Source organism: Prevotella sp. HMSC077E09 (genome assembly GCF_001814685.1).
Lineage (GTDB): Bacteria > Bacteroidota > Bacteroidia > Bacteroidales > Bacteroidaceae > Prevotella > Prevotella oris.
Genome location: NZ_KV817592.1, coordinates 1 through 24,194, shown reverse-complemented (window position 1 = coordinate 24,194; position 24,194 = coordinate 1). Strand labels below are relative to the sequence as shown.

Sequence of the window (24,194 nt, the reverse complement as noted above, 5' to 3'; positions counted from 1 at the left end):
TAGGCTGAAAGGCTTATCCCTTTTTTTATATTGTCGGACACCAATGTTTGTTATCTATATGCTGACGTCTTTATTGGGACTCAGTCTAATGTATTCATGGCGTCTTTCAAAGTTAATCGGCCTGTCGGTGCAGATAACTTCCGCATTATTCAGCTTGGTTTTTGCTGACGGTTTCTTTGGGATAGCCGTATGACCTATACAGTTTTATAAGGTGAGTCCTGTATACTGAAATTCTACGCTGTAAGAAGTTGGAAATCAATCGGATAAGAGTTGCTTTCTGATTTGCGTCAGATGAGCGTGTGTTTTGCGTCAAAATACACTGTAATCTGCGTCAAATCATGCGCTCATCTGACGCAAGTTAGAAGCTTGTTTGCCGTGTGTTGAAATCTGCTTTGCAATCTTTGGTTTGTTGATATGAAAAAAGGTGACTCTTCTATGAGCCACCTTTTCGGATTGACATGTATGTCGTTATGAAATAAATCAGCGTGTAGCACCTACTTTCAGCTTACTTACTTCCTCGTTGCCGATAGTGAAATCGCCTTTTGAAGGGGCTTTATACTTCGGGTCACTGCCGTTCCTGCCACTCGTATCTCCATTCCAGTAGAGACTGTTTCCACTGTCGCTTGGCGCAAAGATATTGGCATTCGTGCAGTTGAAATAGTAGTTGTTGCTATACTCGGGTGTGGAAGTCGTGGCCTGATTGGTGTACACAGCCTGCGTGTTCGTGATGAGGTTGTTGGCCATTTTGATGCGCTGGCCTGCTTTCTTACCGTTAAATCTCACGTAGAGAATGCGTTTGCCGTTCACGCCATTCATGCAGTTATCAATCGTGTTATTGGTGATATTAATCTCTGGAACGGGATTGTTGAAACTCTTTGCAGCATCATCATAGCGCACGAAGTCGCGCTCCTTGGCACAGTTGTAGATGATGTTGTTGTTGATATTCAAGGTCTTGATGTAGCCTTTTCGACAGTCGAACATATCTCCTCCATCGCAGGTGATGTCGTGAATATATGAATTTCGAATGTTGACAGCCTCGATAGTAGCAGCTACGTTGACATAATAGAAACCCTTCATGACCGTTCCTCCGCTCACAGCGCCATAGAATTCGCAGTTGTTAATGTCGAGTGCTTTGTAGGTTGTTGCTGTCTTATAGTTGAAGAATTGATCGTTGGTGGCATTCTTTGTTCCGTCAACAATCACGTTAGTCAGCGTCAGTCCGGCACCGTCTTCCATTTGGAAACGCCCCTGTATTTTGGGCTTTGAGGTTGGATAGATGCCCTTGATAGTGATGTCTTTGTTGATAACCGCAGCGCCGGCACCGTCTTCTCCTGCTCCTGCACTAATCTTGTAGGTGCCGTTGTAGAGTGCAAAAATCTGATGGGCTGTGGCATTTTCCAGCATCTCACTGAAGTTGTCAGAAGAGCGAACGATAGTTGCGCCCGAGAGATCAACGATAGTTTTAAAGCTCTTTGAACCGCGTTCCTTGCCGTTGCGATACAGTTTGAGCGTGTATTCTGTTTCAGGTTGCAGTCCTGTGACATGTGCACGGCCGTTGGTTTTATCGTTTCCTGTCAGCGCGTATGCTGTGACTTTCTCTCCCGTAGTCTTTTTGAAGACGATGATATTGTCAGCATCTTCGCCTGCAGGCCAATGTGCAACGATGTCCTTGTCGCCAATGTCTTCGAGCGAAAAGGCTGTGAGAAGCTGCTGCGCATTGGTGCGGAAATAAACCTCGCTCCATTTGGAATTGCGCGAAACATCAGCGGTGTCGAGCGCCATTACGCGTGCAGAATATTTCGTATCATACACAAGGTTCTTCAGTTCAAGCGTCGGATTGTTTACTTTTATCGTGAGTATGGGGCTGCCTGTAAATGTGAGACTGTCGTCAGCATAGACTTCAACCTGATAGCTTTTCACGCCTGATGAGGCTGTCCAATTCAGCGTTGCATTACTTTCTCCGATGTTTTTTGCTTCGAGTCCGATAGGAGAGAAAACTCTGTCGAAAATGATATCCTTGATTTCCTCCATAGGACTGTCACAGGATGTCAGGCCTAAGGAAAGGCCCAACAAACATGTGGTGATAATATGATTTGTTTTCATTTTATTGCGTTTTATTAGTCAGACAATTGTCCGTAGATACCATTATTGTTGAGCACTCCATTGCTCTTATTGATGAATGTCTCCCAGATAGGCCACAGACAGTGGGTGCTTGGCTTGACAACATAAAGGCCCTGAATGTAGTCTTCAGTAAGGATGTTGAGCCCGGTCTTGTTGTCTGTGAACCAGTTCTTCGATGTCCAACCGGCATTTTTCAGTTCCTGTATCTTGGTGTTGTCGTCTTCTCCCTTGTTGAGTCCATAGATTTTGATGTTCTTGGCATCGGTAGTGGCATTGATATATACCTTGTCGGGCAGGCCTGCATAACGTCCGGTGCGGTTGGCAAGGGCATTGAGTTTTCCTACTTCTTCAGCCATCTTGCTGTCGATGATACCCCATCTGATGAGGTCAGCCTTGCGCAATGACTCTCCCGCAAACTCCAAAGCACGCTGCTCTACGATGCCTTCAAAGAAGGCTTCTTTACTTGCGGTGTACTTTGTTTTGAGGGCAGCAACCTTGGCAGCAGGCAAAGCACGCGTCAGGATTGGCTCCATATAGGTCCATGCCTTCGCAGTATTGCCAAGTGCGTTCTCGGCTTCTGCTGCCATCAGATAGACGTCGGCAAGGCGCATGTATTGCCAGTTGACGCCATCGTCATTGGTAGATGTGACAATACGGCTCATCCATTCATAGCGCAACTTGCCGAAACACCATTTGTTGATAGCCCTCAACTGCACGGCTGCGTTCCCCTTACTGTCAAGCTCTTTGCTCCATTCGTAGGGTACGCAAGTGATGTCTCGGCGCACGTCTTCAGTGTCATAGTCGTAGTAAAGGGTAGGGGTAGGCCCGTTTACGCCACCTTGTGCCTGGCCTGTATATTGGTCTTTGGTATTGTGTTTGACGCCCAAAGTGTAGAGAACACGGCCTCGTCCCGAGGAGAAAGGTATCTCCCAAAGACTCTCTCCGCCTGCTGTTACGTTGTCTTGACAGAGTTTTGTGAAGTTCTCTTTGAATGAACCAAGTTCGTTTTTCTTGGCATTGATGATGTCTTCACATTCCTGTCGTGCAATTTCATACATCTTTTCAGGAGCAAGTTCCGGGTCTTTCGAAAGTCTGAAACCGTCACCACGCAGCCCATAGCCACCTGCATAAAGCGCTATACGGGCACGCAAAGCCTTTACAAAACTCTTGCTGACGCGCTCTGTTGTCTTGGTAATTGAACTTTGATTTGGCCAGTAGCAATAGCTTTCGGCCTCTTTCAAATCATTTAAAAGAACCTTGTAGATAGAGTCACGGTTGGTGCGTGGCAGGTAGATGTTATCGTTGTTGTTGGGCGTAAAGCGTGCCGGAACATCGCCCCAAGCCTTCGTTAAGTCTGTATAGATAACTGCTCTTAGGGTCAAAGCTTCGCCTAAGAGTTGCGCCATATCAGGGTTTTTCTCTATGTTTCCATATTTTCTGATGCCGACGATAGCAAGGTTTGCACGCTCAATTCCTTCGTAGAACTTGGCATAAGCGTTATTGTCGGTATTCATTTGTGGGTTGTTTGCAGGCGTGTCATAGTTCCATAGAGCCTGCTTCTCGTTGGTGGCATTGGTCTTAGAAGGATAGGTTCCACTGCCTACTTCCACATCACTGTTCAAACCATAATAGGGCAGAAAGCGACCACGATAGGAATTGGTTTCACCGAAAGAAACGTTTACCGACATGATTTCGGCCTCTGCCAGAGAGTATGTTGAAAAGGTAGTTGACTCGTCAAGTGACGATTGCGTGGGCGCATCTATATCACAAGAAGTCAGTGTCATGCCAGCAATGAAGGCCGACAATAATGTATAGTTGATATATTTTTTCATAAGAATTCGTTTAGAAATTAAGATTCATACCGATGACAAATGAACGACTCTTGGGGTATGCTGAATAGTCAACATTAGGCGTGAGGGCGTTCTTCTTGACCGTATCAGACTCTGGATCGAAGCCGGAATAGCCTGTAATCGTGAACAGATTGTAGCCTGTGCAATATAGACGGAGGCTGTTTATACCGACACGGCGAGTCAAGTGGTTTGGCAAGGTGTAACCCAAGGTGAGCGTGTTGAGGCGTAGGAACGATGCATCTTCAATGGCCCAGTCGGTCAACACCATCTTACTCATGTAGGGAGACCACATGGTTGTGTTCTCATTGAGCTTTGCCAAACGCACGGGATCATTGCACAACAAACCTGTCTCTGGGTCGAGATTGGTCCAGCGTTTGCCCTCAGCCATGACGTCAATCATGTTGCGGTAGATGTATTTTCCAGTCGTTGTGTATTCAATCTTGTTGGCATTGTATTCTTGATTGCCGATAGAATAGTTGAACTGTGCGCCCAAATCGAAGTTGTAGGCGCGTACATTGATGTTGAAACCGCCAAAGCAAGTTGGAGTCACATCACCGATCTTGGTCTTGTCATTAGGGGTAATTTTATGGTCACCGTCTAAGTCTTTCAGCTTCAAAGAACCCGGACGAAGTTTGCCAACGATAGCACTTGCATCGTCAACACCGTCTTTCAATATCCATTTTTCAGTCGAAGCATCATATCCTTTGAAGTCGGAAACCTCATATCTACCTGCATTCTGATAGCCAATAATCTCTCCGACATGACCTCCAACGGCTACAATGTACTCGGGATCAATTTCACTTGACGCCCAACGTGTCTCTTGATAGAAGTCGTTAATGCCGAGTTGTTTAATCTTATTCTTGTTGAAATTGATGTTTCCACTTAAGTCAATACCCCAGTTCTTCTTATTGATAACGTGCCAGGTGAACGTTGTTTCAAAGCCTACATTCTGAGTCTTTCCAAGGTTTCTATACTGATATTCGTAGCCGGTTCCTGACACAGGGAAAGCTATAAGCAAGTCTTTTGTGGTGTTTTTATAGAATTCAAAGCTTCCATTCAGCTTGCCATTGAACAGTGTCCAGTCCAATCCGATGTTGCGAGTGATTGTGGTCTCCCATTTCAAATCAGGGTTAGCCATGTAGTTGGATGGTCTCAATGGGTTGGTGAAACCATTCACCCAAGTACGTTGTGGAGCGGTAGCTTCATAGGGCATATATTCCTGAATGAGCTGTCCAGAAGCGATGTTATTGTTGCCCGCTGTACCCAAACTGAAACGCAATTTAAGGTCATCGAGCCACTTTCTCGTACCGTTCATGAACTTCTCACTTGTGATTCGCCATGCTAAAGCAGCTGAAGGGAAGTAGCCCCAACGGTTTCCTTTCGAGAACTTTGAGGAGGCGTCAGCGCGGAATGTGGCACTGGCCAGATACTTATCTTTATAGCTATAGTTGGCACGGGTAAAGAAAGAGAGCAGCTTGTCGTCAGGATAATAGAAGTCACTTGTTGCAGATGCTGTTCCTTGTGAAGACAAACGCCATGCTGTAGCAGCGTCATAAGTCTTCGGAAATCCTACAACCTGATTGATATTTTCATGTTCTTTTGTGATGATATATTCATGTCCAAGCAACATGTTAAGACTGTGGTCTTTCGTTTTGAAAAGGCTTTTGAAGTCATAGTTAATCGTGTTGGTGTTGCGGAACCTTTCGCGAACATCATTGTCAAGACTGATTAATGGATGATTGGCAAAAGCCTGATCAGCATAGTTGCGAGCCTGATAAGAGGTCAAACCAAAGAAGCGTTTGTCGTACAATGTATAATAATCATAGCCGAATTCGGTCTTTAATGTGAGATGCTTGATAATCTCCCAACCGAAAGAACCAGCCATATTCAGGTTCTTATTCTGTTTTTTCCTATCGTTATCAGCTGCAGAAGTGAGCGGGTCATAGATGTTCATATCGCTGTCATCGAATGAAGTGTTGGCCTCATCAAGGCCTCGCAATGGGATAACAGGATAGATAACGGCATCTTTCAAGCGCTTGTCTGTATCGAATTTTCCCTGTGAATCGTTTGCACCGCCACCACGGATATCAGTGTCACTAAAGCGGGCTTGCAGGTCAAAAGTCGTTGTTTTAGAAGGTTTTGTGTTAAGTTTCAGACTGAAGTTATCGCGCTTAAAGCTCGAACCTACCATGATTGCCTTGTCGTTAATGTGTGCATAACTGAATGAATACTTAATGTTTTCATTGCCACCTGTAACGCTGAGATTGTGGTTATAGGTATGACCGATGCGACCATAGGTCATGTCTTGCCAGTCATTTCCTTTCACATTATTATATAGGTCAATATCCCTGTAGTTGCCAAAATAGTCTGTATAGGAGTTGATCTTGCTTGGATTGTTGTCATTCTTGAGCAAGGCAAGCTCATATTGCCACTTTGCATAGTCAGCAGGAGAGAGCACATTCATCTTCTTGGCAAGTTTCTTCCAACTGTAATACGTGTTATAACTCACGTTGACTTTACCTGATTTACCGTTTTTGGTCGTGACAAGAATAACACCATTTGCACCTCGGCTACCATAAATTGCAGTTGAAGAAGCATCTTTCAGCACGGTAATATCTTCGATATCCGTAGCCGGAATGTTGCTGATGTCATCAACAGGGAAGCCGTCAACAATAAACAGTGGGTCATTACTTTGCGTGATAGAGCCACCTCCACGCACGCGAATTTTCACCGTTGCATCAGGAGATCCCTCTGATGTTGTTACCTGAACACCGGCTAACTTGCCGGTCAAAGCCTCGGAAGCAGAGGCAACCGGTACGGCTGCAAGGGCCTCATTACTGACTGTCGACACCGAACCGGTGATGTCTTTGCGCTTTACTGAGCCATAGCCGATAACGACAACATCGTTCAAACTTGTTGCTTCGTCTTCGAGAACGACGTTGACAGTGGTCTTTCCTGCAACACCAAGTGTCTGAGTTTTCATGCCCACATAAGACACGGTAATCTTCTTCATGTTCCCTTTCATATTGAGAACAAAGTTTCCATCAAGGTCAGTGATAACGCCATTTCCCTGACTTCCAGTCTCCATCACCGTCGCTCCGATAACAGGTTCGCCGGACTTGTCGCTCACGTTTCCCTTGATTGTCTGCGCAGATAGATTTCCTACAAATAGCAATAGGACTCCAATAAACGCAATGCGAATTGGTTTCAATTGGATAAGCATACTTTTTTTGTTTTATTAGATTAGTATAATTTGCACTGACAAAATTAATAAATAATTTTATAGATTGCAATAATATACCTAAAAAAATATTGCATTTTGTTTTGTCGGAATAAACATTTTGTTCCTTTATGGCTTTGTTTTAATGTTTTATTATGTTTTTTTCTCTCTTTTGAAGGGCATTGTCTGGCATTATCAGTTGAAAGGAGTCATGGGCTGAAATGTATTTTTCTATCGTTTGGGAAAGTGAGAGACAGAAAGGTTTATTATGGAGATAATATGTTGATTATAAGCTGGTTAATACGTGTTTTATGGCTTGATGTGTTGGGTATAAACTCATTGTGTGATAGATGTTCTGTCTTTTGGGATGCACTTAAGATGTTAAAAAAATGATTTTTCCTTATGAAAAATTTGCTTTTCTCATTCATAAGGGTTATATTTGTCACATATTTTTTGATGATTTAGAACTTTTCTAAATCGCCCTCGAGGTTGGAAGCTTCCTGCTCCAACCTCTTTTTTTGTTCGAAATATTTGGCAGTAAATGAAATTTCATCTATCTTTGCAGCGTGTAAGCCACATTGAACGATGAGAAAAGTAGACTTTTTTCAGTTTGTATTTACGTGGTCTACATGAGGATAAAATAACTTTGAAACATTATAAACACGACGCCTATAGGAACAATTTTACTCAGAATTAAAGTTTTAAGGAATGAAGAATCTGAATGTAATGACTGATGAGAAGTTGGCCGTAGACTATGTCAATGGCGACAATCGGGCGTTTGATGAACTGTTATTACGCCATCAGTCCAAGTTGTTTTCCTATATCCTATTTGTCGTTCATAACCGCGAAATCGCTGATGACCTCTTTCAAGAGACGTTCGTAAAAGTCATTACCAAGCTGCAACAAGGTAAGTATTCACCGAGTGGAAAGTTTGGAGCTTGGGTCATGCGCATTGCTCATAACGTCATCATGGACCATTATCGGGGGATGAAAGTGCAGAAGATTGTTGATATATCCTCTGATAACGACCTTTCGAACATCGGTTCCAAAGACTTCGTTTCGCTTGACATAGAAAGTGAATATGTCAACACACAGGTGCTGGAAGATGTCAGAAAACTGATGAATTTCCTGCCGGCAACACAGCGTGAAGTCGTATATATGCGGTTCTATCAGCAGCTTTCATTCAAGGAAATCGCTGAAATGACCAATGTAAGTATCAACACAAGTCTCGGTCGCATGCGCTATGCTATCCTCAATCTCCGCAGGATGGTGAGAGACAACCAAATCACTTTGCAGATGGTTTAGCTGTTGGTGGCAGGCCTGTATGAGGGTTCTTGTTTGTTGAAACAGATGCTTATAGAAGCTTATTCCAATTTTTTCAAGGCCTCAATGGTCGCATGAGGGTCAGCACTTTTGAACACATAGCTTCCACTGACAAGTACATCTGCGCCGGCTTTCACCAATCGTGGCGCTGTTTCGCCTTGCACTCCACCGTCAATTTCGATAAGCGTATGCGTTCCTGCATCGTCAATCATCTTGCGCAGACGCTTCACTTTGCGAATGGTGTTCTCAATGAATTTCTGTCCGCCAAAGCCCGGATTGACACTCATCAGCAATACCATGTCGACATCATAGATAATATCTTCGAGCATGCTTACAGGCGTTGAAGGGTTCAGGGTGACACCTGCTTTCATGCCGGCAGCATGGATTTGCTGTATGGTTCGGTGCAGATGCGTACAGGTTTCGTAGTGCACATTCATCATCATGGCACCGAGTTTGGCAGTCTGTTCAATGTATTGTTCGGGATGCACAATCATGAAATGCACATCCAAAGGCTTTTTACACACCTTGCTTACAGCCTCGAGAACAGGAAAACCGAAAGAGATATTGGGCACGAACACGCCATCCATGATGTCCATATGCAGCCAATCTGCCTGGCTGTTGTTAATCATTTCGATTTCGTCTTTCAGGTTAAGAAAGTCGGCTGCCAACAGTGATGGCGATACTAATGTTTTCATCTGTGAGTGTTTTTAGAGCTTAGTTCAGACAGAATACCTCGTTTTTTCCGTTCACTTTAATCACCCGATAGGTGTAGGCTATCTGTCGGATAATCTGCAAGGTCTTTTCAGATGGCAAGGCTTCTTTTTGGGTAAAATACTTCATAGGCATTCTAATTATGGTTCTTTTACTCTAAAAACGTTTTACATGTGGTTATATTGTGCAGAGATTGAAAAAATAGATTGAATTGTTTTGTCTTGCAGAATTGCAGCCGTGTGGAGTCTTCCATGATCGGTTGACAGTGCTGATTGTTACAAGAAAGGGCTTTAGCGGAGGATGAAAGGAGCAGTTCTTACATGAGGAAATCCATTAAGTTTATTTAAGGAAAAACTCAGATAAGTTTACAATATGATTTTGATTGTAAGCCAATGTCAGTTCTTTCAGCTTCTTGTCTGCATCAAATGATTGGGTGTTCTCTATCGAGTTACGTGGTGTTCTGACGCAGATTAGGTCGTGATTTGATAGGTTTTGCAAGGTGATTTGATATGAGTTTATCTGCCTTTTCCAAGAGATGAAGGGATCAGATACAGAAAAGGGGAGAACTGTTTGCAGCTCTCCCCGACACAAAGATAATGTTTTTTGAAGGCGATTCCAAATCTTACATGAAATATATTGACATCAATGGGGTGGTAAAAGCTTCATGTATGCCTTGTTTTTCCTTTTTTGATACGTTGTAAGGAGATCTTAAATGGTCGGCATATCCATACTTATCTTGCTTTATAATGACGGAAAAAGTCGGTTGAAATTTGCTGGGTTTTGATTTTATGCCTATTTTCTTCTTGAATTTGTCGGCAGATATGAAAAAACAATGTATATTTGTGAACGTATTTGATAGACGCTGTTTACCCCGTGATATGCCGTCTCTGGCATGATAAAAAGAAAGCCGGGTTTTCACGATGCCACAGTCTGTAAGATGTTTCTGCTGTCAGGAGGTGGTGTCTTTTGCAAGGAAATTCAGATAAAACAAATTGAGAAATGAATATATTAGAGGAAATTATCGCCCACAAGCATATGGAGACTGACCAGCGCAAGCAGTTTGTTTCGCCGCGTCAGCTTTATACTTTGGTGGCCCAGAAGATAGATGAAGAGGAAAAGAATGGCTTGCTCCCCAATAGTTTTCGGGCTGCTTTGCAAGCTTCCAAGATAGGTGTTGTTGCAGAGTTCAAGCGCAAGTCGCCCGGTAAAGGTTGGATTAATGAGCATGCCAAGGCCTCAACGGTGCCGTTGGATTATGAAAAGAATGGGGCTACGGCCTTGAGCATATTGACCGATATCGACTATTTCGCAGGCTACGATGAGTTTGTGCAGGAGGCAAGGGCTGTCGGGGTGAGTCTACCTATATTATATAGTAACTTCATTGTTGATGATTATCAGCTCCTTCAAGCACGCTTTTGCGGAGCTTCTGCGGTGCTTCTGATAGCGGAGTGTCTGTCGAAAGACGAGTGCAGACGTCTGTTGGCATTGGCTCATCAGTTGGGATTGGAAGTGATGTTGACGGTGCACAATGAGCGCAGTTTAGACTATGCAGCGCTTGAACCAGACGTTTTGGGTGTCAATAACCGCGACCTTTCTACATGGGTTACTGATGTCGAAACCAGTTTCAGATTAGCCGAAAAGCTGCCACGTGAGGCTTGCAAGGTGAGTGGAGGTGGTATTTGTGATGCCGAAACTGCGAATAGGTTGCATGCTGTCGGCTATCAAGGCGTGCTGATAGGTGAATGCCTGATGAGGCAGAACGACCCTGGATTGGCTTTGAAAGCATTTGTTCATGAACTCAAACTTCATGCGATATGAGTGATAAAAAACGATTTCTGATAAAAGTTTGTGGGGTGCGTGATGAAGAAAACATCAGGCAGTTGCTGGCTTTAGACATTGATATGATAGGCTTTGTGTTCTGTACCGACTCGCCACGCTATGTGCAGATGATTTCGAGTATGGCCGGAATTATTCCTGATTACAGCAGAGACCGCTATCAGAAACAATGCGGAACGCTCACGGAAACAGATGATATGAACCGTATAAAGCGTGTAGGTGTCTTCTCGGATGACATGCCACAGAATATCATCACACGCATTTATAACTATAATCTCGACGATGTGCAGTTGGATGGAGCGGAAAGTCCGGTGATGATTGATAATCTTCGGCGGAGTGTCGACCCTGATATCAGGGCGGGTATAAAGATTATCAAGACGATAAGTGTGGCTTCTGCAACTGATTTGGAGCAGTGCAAGGCTTACGAAGGGCATGCTGATTTGCTGCGTTTTACAGCCAAATGCGAGGACAATGACTGCGAAGAGAATAAGTTTGATTGGCCGTTGCTCAACGCCTATGCGGGCAAACTGCCGTTTTTGTTGAGTGGGGATATAGGGTTGGAAGATACAGAGTGGGTGCGCAAGTTTCAGCATCCGATGTGCATTGGCATAGAGGTAAACAGTCGGTTTGAAACAGCGCCGGGCATGAAAGACGTCAACCTTCTCAAACGGTTTATAGCCGAAGTGAGGCGATGACAACACAGTGGAATCCTTAAAAATATTAATATATTCTGCCAATCTTGCGCATGTTGTCAGCAAAACGATTAAATAAATTCACAATTAAGCCATTCTGTCACGATTTGTGCAGTGGCATGTTAGTTGCATTTCAGACCGTGGATTTCAAAGCTGAAAGGCTGAGAGGTCAAAGATAAAAATGTAGAATTAAAATATAATAGGAGGTATTTAATATGTTGTTTCCAGTAATGCGTACAAGTAACAATTGGTTGGACAATGCATTTAATGATTTGTTTAGCGATTCTGCTTTGTCAAGAATGAATTCTACTGCGCCTGCAGTTAACGTCAAAGACACCGAGAATGCCTATGTGATGGAAGTTGCAGTGCCGGGAATAAAGAAAGAGTTCTGCCGCGTGAACATTGATGATGACGGTAATCTTGAGATTGCCATAGAGAACAAGTTGGAGCATAAGGAAGAGAATAAGAAGGAGCATTATCTTCGTAGAGAGTTCTCTTATTCCAACTATCAGCAAAGTTATATTCTGCCGGAAGATGTAGATCGCGAGAAGATCAGTGCCAAGGTGTTGAATGGTGTGCTTGAAATAGAGTTGCCGAAAGTCGTAAAGAACGAGCAGAAAGTGCAGCGCAAGATTGAGATTGGTTAAGCTTATATACTTCATGGAAGCTTGGACTTAGCGGTTTGCGCTTCATGAGCTGAATAGATTGAGACCTTTGAGTTTTATGATATAACCCGTTTGAAAAGGGTTGATAGTCATAAAGTTCAAAGGTCTTTTTCTGTCTTTACAGTTGAAGTTTTGCATTTGGATATCTTGAAAAGCTTATTCCTGAACTCCAAAAATCAACGTCCAATAGATGGTTAATCAGAAGAAATTTATTACTTTTGCGGTATAAACATCTTTTGAAATGAAAAAGGAAGAGCTCAGAATAGTCTTTATGGGTACCCCCGAGTTTGCCGTGGCATCTCTTCGGCGACTTGTAGAAGGTGGATATAATGTTGTGGCTGTGGTTACACAACCCGACAAACCGGTTGGCAGACACCAGGAACAATTGCAGCCTTCGCAGGTGAAGCAGTATGCTGTGGCACATGGAATACCCGTGTTGCAGCCTGTAAAGATGAAAGATCCTGCATTTGTTGAGGAGCTGCGCAGCTATGAAGCAGACCTGCAGGTGGTGGTGGCTTTCCGCATTTTACCCGAGATTGTGTGGGCAATGCCACGCTTTGGAACTTTCAATGTGCATGCCGCGCTGTTGCCACAATACCGTGGTGCAGCACCGATTAACTGGGCGATTATCAATGGAGAGACCGAGACGGGCGTTACAACTTTCTTTCTTGACAGGGATATCGATACAGGAAAGATTATCATGCAGAAGCATTTTGCCATTCCCGATGAGGCAGATGTGGAATATGTCTATGACGGGTTGATGCACTTAGGAGCTGAGATTGCTATTGAAACTATCGACAAGATGCTTGAGAACAATGGGAATATCGACAGTATTTCGCAGGGAGATTTCTCACGATTCAGTGAGGAAGAACTGAAAACTGCTCCGAAAATCTTCAAGGAAACTTGTCAGATTGATTGGACATTGCCTGCAAAACGTGTCTATGATTTCGTGCGGGGACTGAGTCCTTACCCAGGAACTTGGACGCATTTAGAAGAGAATGGTCGGCAAAGTGTGCTTAAAATCTTCAAGACTGCAAAGACTTCAGCCACAGGAAGCGGGGATACGGGGAGCATAAAGATTGAAAAAGGGCATCTTTATGTGATGTGTGGCGACGCTTGGTTGGAGGTGTTGGAGTTGCAGATGGCAGGAAAGAAGCGCATGAATGCACGCGATTTCTTGAATGGTATGCGTGGTAAAAGCTTTCGAATGCTGACAAAGTAGGTCGCTGTTTTAAGGAGAAGAGAAAAAGAAATATTATTTTTGCAGATAGAAAATCACTTGGGATATGACAAGAGAAGAAGATATCAGGAATGCAGTTGAATGTATGCGGAAAGGTGGCGTGATACTTTATCCGACGGATACTGTGTGGGGAATTGGTTGTGATGCTACCAATAAGGAGGCTGTGGCCAAAGTTTACGCCATTAAGAAACGCGATGATTCGAAAGCTTTGATCTGTCTTGTTGACTCGGATGCGCGCCTGCAACGCTGTTTCAGGAATGTGCCCAATGTGGCTTGGGAATTGTTGGACGCTGCTATAAAGCCTACGACTGTGATTCTTGATGATGCCGTGAATGTGGCTGAAAACTTAGTGGCTGAAGACGGAAGTTTGGCAATGCGCATCACGTCGGAACCTTTCAGCAAGGAGCTTTGCTATCGTTTTCAGAAGCCGGTTGTCAGTACAAGTGCCAACGTTAGTGGTGAGCCGGCGGCTGCGAACTATGAGGATATCAGTGAAGAAATATTGAATGCTGTTGATTATGTATGTTGGAGTCGCCGACAGGAACATAAACCTCATACGCCGAGTTCTATCATCAAGCTGGGGCGTAATGGTGAGGTGACAGTGATTAGGAAGTAGTTTTCCACCCCAAAGATACAGTAGATTTGAAGATTTCAGAATTAAGAAAATGGAGAATGGAGCATCTGTCAGACCGACAGATGACGCTCATTCTTGCATTTGTCATAGGTTTCTTCGCTTCGGTGGCGGGCTTTGTGCTGCATAGTATTATCAAAGAAATACAGCAACTGCTTACAGCTGGTTTCGATACTACGACCTTTAACTGGCTTTACTTGCTTTTCCCTATAGTGGGTATCTATCTTACCTCCCTGTTTGTAAAGTATGTTGTCAAGGACAATATCTCGCATGGTATCACACGAGTGCTTTATGCTATTGCCACAAAGCGGTCGCGCTTGAAAGTGCATAACTGTTGGTCGTCGGTCATTGCATCCAGCATTACCATTGGTTTTGGTGGCTCGGTGGGAGCTGAAGCACCTATTGTGCTCACGGGTTCTGCCATAGGAAGCAACCTTGCTAAGCTTTTCAAAATGGATGCCCGTACTGCAATGCTGTTGGTTGGTTGTGGTGCTTCTGCTGCCATTGCGGGTATTTTCAAGGCTCCGATAGCGGGTTTGGTGTTCACACTTGAAGTATTGATGCTCGATTTGACTATGGCATCATTGCTTCCAATATTGATTGCCAGTGTCACGGCAACATGCTTTAGTTATATCTTTGTAGGCAGTGAAGCTCTCTTTACCTATCATATGGATAGCGCTTGGGATATTCAGCGTGTTCCACCCTATATTGTATTAGGGATTTTCTGCGGGTTTGTCGGCCTTTATTTCATGCGTACAATGACAGCGTGTGAAAATATGTTTGCAGGCATGAAGCGTCATCCTTATTTGAAACTTATAGTGGGTGGCTTGATGCTTAGTGTGTTGATATTCTTTTTTCCTTCGCTTTATGGTGAGGGATATAGCATGGTCAATGTCTTTCTAAACGGAAGAACTATCGCCGATTGGGAGCAGGTGATGAATGGTTCAATGTTCTATGGGCACAGTAATCTGCTGGTTGTGTATGTGGGATTAGTGGTCTTGACAAAGGTTTTCGCGACTTCGGCAACCAATGGGGCTGGTGGTTGTGGTGGAACTTTTGCCCCTTCACTTTTTATCGGAGGTTTTGCAGGTTTCTTCTTTGCCCGTGTATGGAACATCTATCAGATTGGAGTGTATGCTCCCGAAAAGAATTTTGCACTCATGGGTATGGCAGGAGTGATGGCAGGAGTGATGCAAGCACCCCTTACGGGGATATTCCTGATAGCGGAACTTACTGCAGGTTATCAGCTGTTTATCCCACTGATGATAGTTTGCATCAGTGCTTATCTGACCATTAACATCTTCGAACAGCATAGTATTTATGGCATGCGATTGGCTCGTGAGGGAAAGTTGCTGACGCATCATACCGATCAAGCTATCCTCACATTGATGAGTTTAGATAGTATTATCGACCGTCAGTTTACTTCTGTAGCCCCGGATATGCCACTTGGAAAGTTGATAAATGCCATTAGCAAGAGTCATACGAGTTTCCTTCCTGTGCTTGATAATGCCGGAATTTTACTTGGAGAAATTGATATAACCAAGATTCGTCACATCATGTTCAGGTCTGAATTGTATAATCGCTTTACGGTGAAAGATATCATGACTCCGGTTCCTGCGACTCTTGTTAAGGAAGATAAGATGATTGATGTGATGCATAAATTTGAGAAAGCTAATTGTAATTATCTGCCGGTAGTAGATGTGAATGGCCATTTGAAAGGCTATGTGTCGCGCACTCGTATGTATAGCATGTATCGTCATCTTGTGGCAGACTTCAGTTCTGAATAATGTTTTTTATCGAAAAATTTGCAATAATCGAAGAAATATAATATCTTTGCTTAGAGTTTACCTGCTAACAATAGATAATAAACAATATAATAAGAAGAACATGAACGCAAACGAAACAATCAAACCGTATGTAATAGGTCTTGACCTGGGAGGTACCAATTCTGTGTTCGGAATTGTTGACTCACGCGGTGAAATTAAAGCTACAACTGCTATCAAAACGCAAGGTTATGATAATGTCGAGGATTATGTTGATGCTTCGGTTGAGGCATTGAAAATCATTATTGATCAGGTTGGCGGTATTGATACCATTAAAGCGATGGGGATTGGTGCCCCTAATGGCAATTATTATACGGGCACAATAGAATTTGCTCCAAATCTTTCTTGGGGACGCAATGGTATTGTCCCTTTGGCAGATATGTTCAGTAAGCGCCTTGGTGGAATTCCTGTTGGGCTGACTAATGATGCGAATGCAGCAGCAATTGGTGAGATGACTTACGGTGTAGCACGTGGCATGAAGAACTTTATCGTTATCACTTTGGGTACAGGTGTAGGCTCTGGAATTGTTATCAATGGTCAGATGGTCTACGGTTGTGATGGTTTTGCCGGTGAATTAGGGCATGTAATCATGCGTCCAACAGATGGACGTTCTTGCGGATGTGGCCGTAATGGTTGCTTGGAAGCCTATTGTTCAGCAACAGGTGTAGCTCGTACGGCACGTGAATTCCTGTCGAAAAGCGATGAGCCTTCATTGCTTCGTGATATGAATGCCGATGATATTACTTCCTTGGATGTCAGTATCGCTGCTGAAAAAGGTGATGCTTTAGCCAATCGAGTGTATGAGTTTACTGGCGAAATGCTTGGAGAAGCTTGTGCAAACTTTGCCGCTTTCTCAAGTCCTGAAGCTTTCATTTTCTTTGGAGGACTGACAAAAGCCGGTAATTTATTGATGAAACCATTGCTTGAAAGCTATAATAAGCATGTTTTGGCAGTGTTCAAGAATAAGGCGAAATTCCTCATCAGCGGTCTTGAAGGATCGAGTGCGGCAGTGCTTGGTGCCAGTGCTGTTGGTTGGGAATTGTAATTTTTTAATATTTAAGCAGATTGCCTTTTGCAATCTGCTTTTTTTTATTTAACTTTGTACCTTGTTATGAATGTGGCACTTCCTTTTCAGATAAACATCCTGGAACTCATATTCAAGGGTATCTTGATAGGAGTACTTGCGTCTGCTCCAATGGGGCCTGTAGGTATTCTTTGCATTAACCGTACTCTTAAGAAAGGTCGTTGGTTTGGCTTTGTTACTGGAGTTGGTGCGGCATTTAGCGATTTGATATATGCTGTATTAACAGGCGTAGGAATGAGTTTTGTTATTGATTTTGTCAAAAATCCCAATACAAAGTTCTATCTTCAGATATTCGGTGGTGTGCTTATATTGCTGTTTGGAATTTACAGTTATCGGAGTAATCCCATGCAGAATGCACACAAGAGTAGCGGAAATGGCCGTGGTTCTTTATGGCATAATGCATTGACTGCTTTTGCCGTGACATTCAGTAATCTGCTGATAGTGCCTTATTTCATGATGCTTTTTGCCCTGTTTGCTTTCGTAATTCCCGACCATAAGGTAGAAATGTGCATAGGTTATGTAAGTGTTTTGTTTGGTGCATTGCTCTGGTGGTATGGGCTGACATGGTTGGTAGACAAGATTCGAACCAAGTTTGATGACAATGGAATAGTCATTATTAACAAGGTAATAGGAAGTATAGTCATTATTTTCTCATTGATAGCTCTTATCGGAACGATCTTTAATTTGTATCATCTCCCGGAACTTGCTTCGTTGAAGTAGGCTTCTTAAAACAACAAATAGCATTTTTTCAATATGTTCATAGCGAAAGAATTAAGAAAGAAATCTATTGCAGAATATCTGCTTTATATGTGGCAGATGGAGGATGTCATTCGTGCGATGGGATGTTCTCTTCCATTAATCCGAAAGGCTTATATCAGTAGGTTTACGGATTATACCGATGAACAAAAGGAGGAAGAGGCCGATTGGTTTGGCAACTTAATTCGTATGATGAATGAAGAAGGTAAACGCGAAGTGGGGCATTTGAATATCAATGCTATTGTTGTCCGCGATATGGTCAACCTTCATAATCGCCTTTTACAAAGCAATAAGTTTCCTGTTTATAATGCTGAATATTATAAGGTGTTGCCTTTCGTCGTTGAATTGCGCAACAAGGGAGACAAGAATATAAGTGAGATAGAGACCTGTCTTGATGCACTTTATGGCATTATGATGTTGAGAATGCAGCAAAAGGAAATTTCTCCTGACACAGAACATGCCATTAAGGAGATTACAACTTTTATCGGTCTTTTGAGTGATTATTATATAAAGGACGAAACCGAGGGCTTGGATTTCGGCGAGGAATAGGCCTTGCGAATTTATGATATAGATTGTCAAGCGTATGAATATTTTAGTAACGGGTGCAAACGGACAGTTAGGAAACGAGATACAATTGGTTGCAAAAGCAAGTCATGACCATTATATCTTCACCGATGTCTGTGAAGGTTATCAAAAGTTAGACATTACAAACCTCAATGCTATTCAAGAGATGGTCAAGCAGTTTGATGTGAAGTGTATCATCAACTGTGCTGCTTGGTCTAACGTAGATGCTGCAGAGACCGCCGGTGAGATTGTTGAGACACTGAATGCAACAGCTCCAGAGAACCTTGCCAAGGCTATGAAAGAAGTAGACGGCTTGTTAGTTCATATCAGTACAGATTATGTTTTTGGAGGCGACCCCTATAATACGCCGTGCAAGGAAGACCAGAAAGGCACTCCGACAGGTGTCTATGGACTGACCAAATTGCATGGTGAGCAGAAGATACAAGCTACAGGTGTGAAGCATATCATCATCAGAACAGCTTGGCTTTACTCTGAGTTTGGAAAGAATTTTGTCAAGACCATGTTAAGTTTGACAGCTGTAAAACCTCAATTAAAAGTGGTTTTCGACCAGTGTGGAACTCCTACTTATGCCGGCGACTTGGCTGATGTTATTTTAGATATCATAGAAAACCGTAAGTTCGATGGCAATGAGGGTATCTATCATTTCAGCAACGAAGGGGTTTGTTCTTGGTTTGATTTTACGAAAGAAATAGCTCGTTTGGCGGGTCATACAAATTGTGATATTCTGCCATGTCATAGTGATGAATTTCCCAGCCCAGTCATACGTCCTGCTTATTCGGTACTTGACAAGACGAAAATTAAGGAGACCTTTGGTATCAAAATACCATATTGGACCGACAGTTTGAAAAAGTGCATGGCAGCATTGCATTGATTATAGCCTGTTCTGGCTGCTGCTCTACAATTCAGAATAATTGATATGAACGAAATACAAAGAAGGCGAACCTTCGCCATTATCTCTCATCCGGACGCCGGTAAGACTACGTTGACAGAAAAATTCCTGCTCTTCGGTGGGCAGATACAGGTGGCGGGGGCTGTTAAGAACAATAAAATCCGAAAGACTGCTACGTCAGATTGGATGGATATTGAGAAGCAACGCGGTATCTCTGTGTCTACTTCTGTCATGGAATTTGATTATCTTCCTGATGGAGAAACAGGCGAACCTTACAAAGTGAACATTCTCGATACTCCAGGACACCAGGATTTTGCCGAGGATACTTACCGCACATTGACAGCTGTAGACTCTGCAATCATTGTCGTGGATGGTGCAAAAGGTGTAGAGGCGCAAACCAGAAAATTGATGGAAGTGTGTCGCATGCGCAATACACCTGTTATTATTTTCATCAATAAAATGGATCGTGAAGGGCGTGATCCGTTTGATTTGCTTGATGAACTTGAAGAAGAATTACAGATAAAAGTGCGTCCGTTATCCTGGCCAATAGGTCAAGGGCAGCGTTTCAAAGGTGTATATAACATCTATGAACAGCAGCTTAATCTCTTCACACCGAATAAACAGCGTGTGACAGAAAAGGCAGCTGTAGACATAGCTTCTGCCGAGTTGGATGAAAAAGTGGGTGAACGTGAGGCACAACAGCTGCGTGATGACCTTGAATTGGTAGACGGTGTATATCCTGAATTCGATAAGGAAACCTATCGTAGTGCTGAGGTTGCTCCCGTGTTTTTTGGTTCGGCACTCAATAATTTCGGTGTACAGGAACTATTGAATTGTTTCGTTGATATTGCTCCAAGCCCTAAACCAACTAAGGCCGAAGAGCGAATGGTTGAGCCTACAGAACCGAAATTCACTGGTTTTATTTTCAAGATTACTGCCAATATCGACCCCAATCACCGCAGTTGTATTGCATTCTGCAAGGTCTGCTCGGGCAAGTTTGTCCGCAACCAGCCCTATCTGCATGTGCGTCAGGGCAAGATAGTCCGTTTCTCTTCGCCCACTCAGTTCATGGCTCAACGTAAGAGTACGGTTGATGAAGCCTATCCTGGCGATATTGTCGGACTTCCGGATAATGGAATCTTCAAGATAGGTGACACGTTGACTGAAGGTGAACAGTTGCATTTCCGCGGTCTTCCAAGCTTCTCTCCGTTATTGTTCAAATATATTGAAAATGATGATCCGATGAAGAGCAAGCAGTTCCAGAAGGGGCTTGAACAGTTGATGGATGAGGGCGTAGCCCAGTTGTTTGTCAATCAGTTCAATGGTCGTAAGATTGTAGGCACTGTCGGTCAGTTGCAGTTTGAAGTCATCCAGTATCGTTTGGAGCATGAATATAATGCCAAATGTCGCTGGGAACCTGTGCATTTGCATAAGGCCTGTTGGGTGGAAGCCGATGATGAAACCGAATTAGACAACTTCAAGAAGCGTAAATATCAGTACATGGCCAAGGATACAGAGGGGCGCGATGTGTTCCTTGCTGACAGTGGTTATGTACTTTCTATGGCCCAGCAAGACTTCAAGAACATTCGTTTCCACTTCACAAGTGAATTCTAATCCTCTTAAATCTGATTGCATACGATGGACGAAAAAGTGACAACGACAGAACTTTCCAATAAAGAAATGAAGCCCGAAACGACTATGAGCGATCATACTCCATGGTATGCAATCAAGCTTTTCACTGTTCGGCAGAAAGCGGTAGCGGCTTATTTCAATGAAAAAGGACTTGAAACTTTCATCCCTGAAGAGTATGTTGATATCGAAGATGAGAACCATAAGGTCAAGCGGGTGTTGCGTCCTGTCGTGCGTAATCTTATCTTTCTGAAGAAAGATAGGGACGAACAGGAAATCCGCAAATATGTCTTGGCATCGACATTCAAGATGAGTGTGGTCACAAAGAGCCGTGAAAACAAAAGCTATTATGAGATTCCTGCCGTACAGATGTTTGAGTTTCGGGCCATGTGTAATCCTGAACTCACGATGCGAAAGTATCTCAGTGAGGAACAGGCCCATTTGAAAAAAGGCGACAAGGTACTCGTGAAGCATGGGCCGTTGAAAGGACTTACCGGGCGATTGGTACGTTCTAATAAGAAATACTATCTGTTGAAGGAGGTGCCGGGCATGGCCATTATGATTAAAGTGACGCGTTGGTGTTGCGAAGGCCTTTAGTTTTTGTCTAAAATACCATAACATGAAACACAATCTTTTATTATTTCTTTTGATGTTCTTCTTCCCATTTTACTCTTGGGGGCAAGTTTCTTCAGAGCCTATAGGGACATTACTGACCGATGAAAGTGAACTTGTCGATGGCGGATTATATGTCATGGCAGGGCGTGTGGGGCATCAGTTCTATGGCTCTCATTATCAACGAATGGGTGCATTTTTCTTTTATTCCTCTTTCTTAGAAGGAAAAAATCAGGGGCATGCTTCGTTTCGTGAGGTCTTACCTTATTGTGATCTGTTGCGTTTCGAGAAACAAGAGGGCGAATGGTGTATAAGAAATCTCACGGCAGAACATGCCGATGAATCTCATCGCTTTCTTTGTTATGATTCGGATTTTCCTCAGCTTTTGAAAGCCAATTACCTTATCAATAAGGGTAATCGTGTGACTTTTGCAAAAGAGAATGGTGTCTTGAATGTCTCCATTGGAGGGAAAGTATTGGGTTATGACAGGAAAAACATGCATTATGTTTTAGATAAAAATGCAGCCAAATATGCTCGGGTAGAATTTTACCACATAGAGAACAGCCGATTATTATTGTCTGATACGCTTCAGTTGTATTGCATTGATGCAACAGCCTATGTGCGTTTGAAACGCCATTTTAAGTCGGATTGCTTCAACACATTGATGCTTCCATTCGATGTGCCCGATTATAAAAAGGTGTTTGGGCAGGGTGCTGTAGCCTACATTCCTTCGGAATTCGCTGATGGAAAGCTCCATTTTACCAAGGTTGAAGCTTCGCTTAAAGCCCATACACCCTATCTTCTTTGTGGTAAATTAGATGATGTTGAAGATGATATCCATGATTTTGGACTCTGCAAGATTTATTTTAAGAAAGATGTTTCTTTAGAGCGTACGGTGTCCGGAGTAACTTTTCATGGGGTATATCATTCTGATAAAAGATCTTTTTTCAAAGGAGATTATCTCTTTGGTGACAAGAAACTCTTTCAGCCGAAAGGCAAAGAGAAGATAAGATTGGATGCTTTCAGGTGGTATCTTTCTTGCAAAGCACCTCTCAAGGCCGGTGCTTTGCGTTTGAGCAACATTCCTTTGAGCTTGCCTTCCGTATCTCTTTCGGGCCAAAGAACAGAGCGTATTTACACTTTGGAGGGGCGTTATGTGGGTTCTTTTCTAAAGAAGCTGCCGAAAGGTATCTATATAAGAGGAGGAAAGAAAGTCGCAGTGAGGTAGTAGACTGCGCCTTTTCGCATCTCTTGATGATTGGAAAACGAAACTCTCTGACGCAGAAATGCTATCTGATAAGGACTGTCGTAATTTGTGTTATCCTCGTAAGCGGATAATGTGTTAATGTATTTCAAGGATATTTACAATTGCTTTCTCATAACTCGCGTATTTGAAATGGAAGTCGCCTTCGTTCCAAATACGTGCTGTTTTTCTTGGTGTTGTAATACTTTGGTAATCAGATGATTGCTGAACTTAGGCCGAAATGTGAGGTGAAATTACGTTGAAAAACATTGCAATCTGCATCAAATGACACTGCGATTTGCATCAGATTAGCGTGTGATTTGACTCAAAAAGCAGTGTGGTTTGAGTCAAATTGCAGTACATTGTGCATGGAGTTTCAAGTCAGGCAGTTTGAGATTGCGATATTATGTTCATTTTTTGCTTTTCTTTTTTCTATTTGTCGATGTGTAGAAAAGTTAAAAACAGGGTGATAATGTTTACAAAATGAGGGTCGTTTCCGGCGGTTTTGTTTTGCTTACAAGCGTACAATAAAGCACGTTCTATTTATCTTTCATAGAAGCTTTTCTGTTCTTTGTAGGGGAGATTCCTTTATAATTATGACAAAAACAGACTCTATATATCAGAAACTTATGCGTAAATTTGTCTTTTACATTAAAAAAACTTAACTTTGTAAACTCGTGCATGATAAGGAGAGTAATGTATTATGGCGATGCAGTAAAGGGGGAATATTTCCCCTCAAACACACACATAGGTGGCAATTGCTGACAGGTTGTATTGTCATGGCTTGGCAGAAGAGGATAAGATAAAAATAGAATTGCAGGATTTCTGATGGGAGAAGATATGGTGTGTAGTTTCTTTTTTGATGATAAACATTGTTAAATATATGACACAAAAACGCATTTTTTTATGTTTGGCTCATATGAGTGGTCAAGAAATGAAGTTCATTCAGGAAGCTTTCGACACCAATTGGGTAGTACCACTTGGTCCAAACGTAAATGGTTTTGAGAAAGATTTAGAGAGTTTTATGGGGCAGCAGAAGCGCATTGTGGCGCTTTCATCCGGCACGGCAGCTGTGCATTTGGCATTGATAGCCTGCGGTGTAAAGGCAGGGGATGAGATCATTGTGCAGACGTTTACATTCTGTGCTTCCTCGCATCCCATTACATATTTAGGGGCTAAACCGGTGTTTGTGGATTCTGAAAGCGATACTTGGAACATGTCTCCTGAACTTCTTGAAGAGGCCATTAAAGACCCTTAATTCCGCAACACTATTATAAATTAAAC

19 protein-coding genes and 1 pseudogene are annotated in these 24,194 nt (G+C 42.9%); 15 read left to right on the top strand and 5 right to left on the bottom strand.

Annotated elements, in window-relative coordinates; genetic code table 11:
• Positions 1-480 precede the first annotated feature (480 nt).
• From HMPREF2983_RS11370 to HMPREF2983_RS11360, 3 genes are all read right to left on the bottom strand, one after another.
• Positions 481-2,031 carry a DUF4957 domain-containing protein gene (locus HMPREF2983_RS11370; protein WP_070668491.1) on the bottom strand — a complete coding sequence of 517 codons (1,551 nt, stop codon included), beginning with the start codon at positions 2,029-2,031 and terminating at the stop codon, positions 481-483.
• 86 nt (positions 2,032-2,117) lie between these two features.
• A complete protein-coding gene (locus tag HMPREF2983_RS11365) occupies positions 2,118-3,953 on the bottom strand; it encodes a RagB/SusD family nutrient uptake outer membrane protein (RefSeq protein WP_070668488.1) in 1,836 nt (611 codons plus the stop codon).
• A 10-nt stretch (positions 3,954-3,963) separates the two neighbouring features.
• Complete coding sequence (locus HMPREF2983_RS11360) at positions 3,964-7,194, bottom strand: SusC/RagA family TonB-linked outer membrane protein (protein WP_070668486.1); 3,231 nt, start codon at positions 7,192-7,194, stop codon at positions 3,964-3,966.
• 705 nt (positions 7,195-7,899) lie between these two features.
• Between HMPREF2983_RS11360 and HMPREF2983_RS11355 the strand changes: the two genes are divergently transcribed.
• The gene (locus tag HMPREF2983_RS11355; protein WP_070668483.1) at positions 7,900-8,496 is read left to right on the top strand and encodes a sigma-70 family RNA polymerase sigma factor; all 597 of its coding nucleotides are present in this window, start codon (positions 7,900-7,902) and stop codon (positions 8,494-8,496) included.
• 59 nt (positions 8,497-8,555) lie between these two features.
• Here the strand turns inward: HMPREF2983_RS11355 and rpe are convergent, their stop codons facing one another.
• Both rpe and HMPREF2983_RS14435 read right to left on the bottom strand, forming a co-directional pair.
• Positions 8,556-9,209, bottom strand: a complete 654-nt coding sequence (gene rpe / locus HMPREF2983_RS11350; RefSeq protein WP_004372494.1) for a ribulose-phosphate 3-epimerase — start codon at positions 9,207-9,209, stop codon at positions 8,556-8,558.
• A gap of 19 nt (positions 9,210-9,228) precedes the next feature.
• On the bottom strand, positions 9,229-9,354 hold the full coding sequence (locus tag HMPREF2983_RS14435) for a hypothetical protein (protein WP_256374464.1): 126 nt from the start codon (positions 9,352-9,354) through the stop codon (positions 9,229-9,231).
• 870 nt (positions 9,355-10,224) lie between these two features.
• On the opposite strand from HMPREF2983_RS14435, the gene HMPREF2983_RS11345 reads away from it, so the two are divergent.
• The 14 genes and pseudogenes from HMPREF2983_RS11345 to HMPREF2983_RS11280 all read left to right on the top strand — a co-directional run.
• Complete coding sequence (locus HMPREF2983_RS11345; RefSeq protein WP_070668481.1) at positions 10,225-11,043, top strand: indole-3-glycerol phosphate synthase TrpC; 819 nt, start codon at positions 10,225-10,227, stop codon at positions 11,041-11,043.
• The gene (locus HMPREF2983_RS11340) at positions 11,040-11,756 is read left to right on the top strand and encodes a phosphoribosylanthranilate isomerase (RefSeq protein ID WP_070668478.1); all 717 of its coding nucleotides are present in this window, start codon (positions 11,040-11,042) and stop codon (positions 11,754-11,756) included. Before HMPREF2983_RS11345 ends, HMPREF2983_RS11340 begins: the two co-directional genes overlap by 4 nt.
• 212 nt (positions 11,757-11,968) lie before the next feature.
• The gene (locus HMPREF2983_RS11335) at positions 11,969-12,400 is read left to right on the top strand and encodes an Hsp20/alpha crystallin family protein (RefSeq protein ID WP_025879471.1); all 432 of its coding nucleotides are present in this window, start codon (positions 11,969-11,971) and stop codon (positions 12,398-12,400) included.
• Positions 12,401-12,659: 259 nt separating this feature from the next.
• The gene (fmt, locus tag HMPREF2983_RS11330) at positions 12,660-13,640 is read left to right on the top strand and encodes a methionyl-tRNA formyltransferase (RefSeq protein WP_070668475.1); all 981 of its coding nucleotides are present in this window, start codon (positions 12,660-12,662) and stop codon (positions 13,638-13,640) included.
• 64 nt (positions 13,641-13,704) lie between these two features.
• Entirely contained in the window at positions 13,705-14,274 is a 570-nt protein-coding gene (locus HMPREF2983_RS11325) for an L-threonylcarbamoyladenylate synthase (protein WP_004372507.1), read from the top strand.
• Between the two features lie 56 nt (positions 14,275-14,330).
• Positions 14,331-16,076 (top strand): chloride channel protein, encoded by a 1,746-nt coding sequence (locus HMPREF2983_RS11320; protein WP_070668473.1) that lies wholly within the window; start codon positions 14,331-14,333, stop codon positions 16,074-16,076.
• Positions 16,077-16,176: 100 nt separating this feature from the next.
• Positions 16,177-17,157: an ROK family protein gene (locus HMPREF2983_RS11315; protein ID WP_004376713.1), complete on the top strand. Its 981-nt coding sequence runs from the start codon at positions 16,177-16,179 to the stop codon at positions 17,155-17,157.
• A gap of 66 nt (positions 17,158-17,223) precedes the next feature.
• Positions 17,224-17,916, top strand: a complete 693-nt coding sequence (locus tag HMPREF2983_RS11310) for a LysE family translocator (RefSeq protein ID WP_004372510.1) — start codon at positions 17,224-17,226, stop codon at positions 17,914-17,916.
• A gap of 33 nt (positions 17,917-17,949) precedes the next feature.
• On the top strand, positions 17,950-18,501 hold the full coding sequence (locus HMPREF2983_RS11305; protein ID WP_070668470.1) for a DUF4924 family protein: 552 nt from the start codon (positions 17,950-17,952) through the stop codon (positions 18,499-18,501).
• A gap of 34 nt (positions 18,502-18,535) precedes the next feature.
• Positions 18,536-19,408, top strand: a complete 873-nt coding sequence (gene rfbD / locus HMPREF2983_RS11300; protein ID WP_070668468.1) for a dTDP-4-dehydrorhamnose reductase — start codon at positions 18,536-18,538, stop codon at positions 19,406-19,408.
• A 45-nt stretch (positions 19,409-19,453) separates the two neighbouring features.
• Positions 19,454-21,040 carry a peptide chain release factor 3 gene (locus HMPREF2983_RS11295; protein WP_018919265.1) on the top strand — a complete coding sequence of 529 codons (1,587 nt, stop codon included), beginning with the start codon at positions 19,454-19,456 and terminating at the stop codon, positions 21,038-21,040.
• 24 nt (positions 21,041-21,064) lie between these two features.
• A complete protein-coding gene (locus tag HMPREF2983_RS11290) occupies positions 21,065-21,652 on the top strand; it encodes a UpxY family transcription antiterminator (protein WP_070668465.1) in 588 nt (195 codons plus the stop codon).
• A 22-nt stretch (positions 21,653-21,674) separates the two neighbouring features.
• Positions 21,675-22,895: a hypothetical protein gene (locus HMPREF2983_RS11285; RefSeq protein WP_070668462.1), complete on the top strand. Its 1,221-nt coding sequence runs from the start codon at positions 21,675-21,677 to the stop codon at positions 22,893-22,895.
• 877 nt (positions 22,896-23,772) lie between these two features.
• Positions 23,773-24,162, top strand: a pseudogene (locus HMPREF2983_RS11280) (aminotransferase class I/II-fold pyridoxal phosphate-dependent enzyme); the annotation flags it as partial.
• Between the last annotated feature and the right edge of the window lie 32 nt (positions 24,163-24,194).

What these genes read in the sequence shown, in the direction of transcription:
- HMPREF2983_RS11370 (WP_070668491.1), bottom strand. Translation starts at nt 2,031, where the DNA reads ATGGAGGAAATCAAGGATATCATTTTCGACAGAGTTTTCTCTCCTATC.
- HMPREF2983_RS11305 (WP_070668470.1), top strand. Translation starts at nt 17,950, where the DNA reads ATGTTCATAGCGAAAGAATTAAGAAAGAAATCTATTGCAGAATATCTG.
- HMPREF2983_RS11285 (WP_070668462.1), top strand. Translation starts at nt 21,675, where the DNA reads ATGAAACACAATCTTTTATTATTTCTTTTGATGTTCTTCTTCCCATTT.
- HMPREF2983_RS11325 (WP_004372507.1), top strand. Translation starts at nt 13,705, where the DNA reads ATGACAAGAGAAGAAGATATCAGGAATGCAGTTGAATGTATGCGGAAA.
- HMPREF2983_RS11365 (WP_070668488.1), bottom strand. Translation starts at nt 3,953, where the DNA reads ATGAAAAAATATATCAACTATACATTATTGTCGGCCTTCATTGCTGGC.
- HMPREF2983_RS11310 (WP_004372510.1), top strand. Translation starts at nt 17,224, where the DNA reads ATGAATGTGGCACTTCCTTTTCAGATAAACATCCTGGAACTCATATTC.
- HMPREF2983_RS11335 (WP_025879471.1), top strand. Translation starts at nt 11,969, where the DNA reads ATGTTGTTTCCAGTAATGCGTACAAGTAACAATTGGTTGGACAATGCA.
- HMPREF2983_RS11290 (WP_070668465.1), top strand. Translation starts at nt 21,065, where the DNA reads ATGGACGAAAAAGTGACAACGACAGAACTTTCCAATAAAGAAATGAAG.
- HMPREF2983_RS14435 (WP_256374464.1), bottom strand. Translation starts at nt 9,354, where the DNA reads ATGAAGTATTTTACCCAAAAAGAAGCCTTGCCATCTGAAAAGACCTTG.
- HMPREF2983_RS11345 (WP_070668481.1), top strand. Translation starts at nt 10,225, where the DNA reads ATGAATATATTAGAGGAAATTATCGCCCACAAGCATATGGAGACTGAC.
- HMPREF2983_RS11315 (WP_004376713.1), top strand. Translation starts at nt 16,177, where the DNA reads ATGAACGCAAACGAAACAATCAAACCGTATGTAATAGGTCTTGACCTG.
- fmt (WP_070668475.1), top strand. Translation starts at nt 12,660, where the DNA reads ATGAAAAAGGAAGAGCTCAGAATAGTCTTTATGGGTACCCCCGAGTTT.
- rpe (WP_004372494.1), bottom strand. Translation starts at nt 9,209, where the DNA reads ATGAAAACATTAGTATCGCCATCACTGTTGGCAGCCGACTTTCTTAAC.
- HMPREF2983_RS11360 (WP_070668486.1), bottom strand. Translation starts at nt 7,194, where the DNA reads ATGCTTATCCAATTGAAACCAATTCGCATTGCGTTTATTGGAGTCCTA.
- HMPREF2983_RS11320 (WP_070668473.1), top strand. Translation starts at nt 14,331, where the DNA reads ATGGAGCATCTGTCAGACCGACAGATGACGCTCATTCTTGCATTTGTC.
- HMPREF2983_RS11340 (WP_070668478.1), top strand. Translation starts at nt 11,040, where the DNA reads ATGAGTGATAAAAAACGATTTCTGATAAAAGTTTGTGGGGTGCGTGAT.
- HMPREF2983_RS11295 (WP_018919265.1), top strand. Translation starts at nt 19,454, where the DNA reads ATGAACGAAATACAAAGAAGGCGAACCTTCGCCATTATCTCTCATCCG.
- rfbD (WP_070668468.1), top strand. Translation starts at nt 18,536, where the DNA reads ATGAATATTTTAGTAACGGGTGCAAACGGACAGTTAGGAAACGAGATA.
- HMPREF2983_RS11355 (WP_070668483.1), top strand. Translation starts at nt 7,900, where the DNA reads ATGAAGAATCTGAATGTAATGACTGATGAGAAGTTGGCCGTAGACTAT.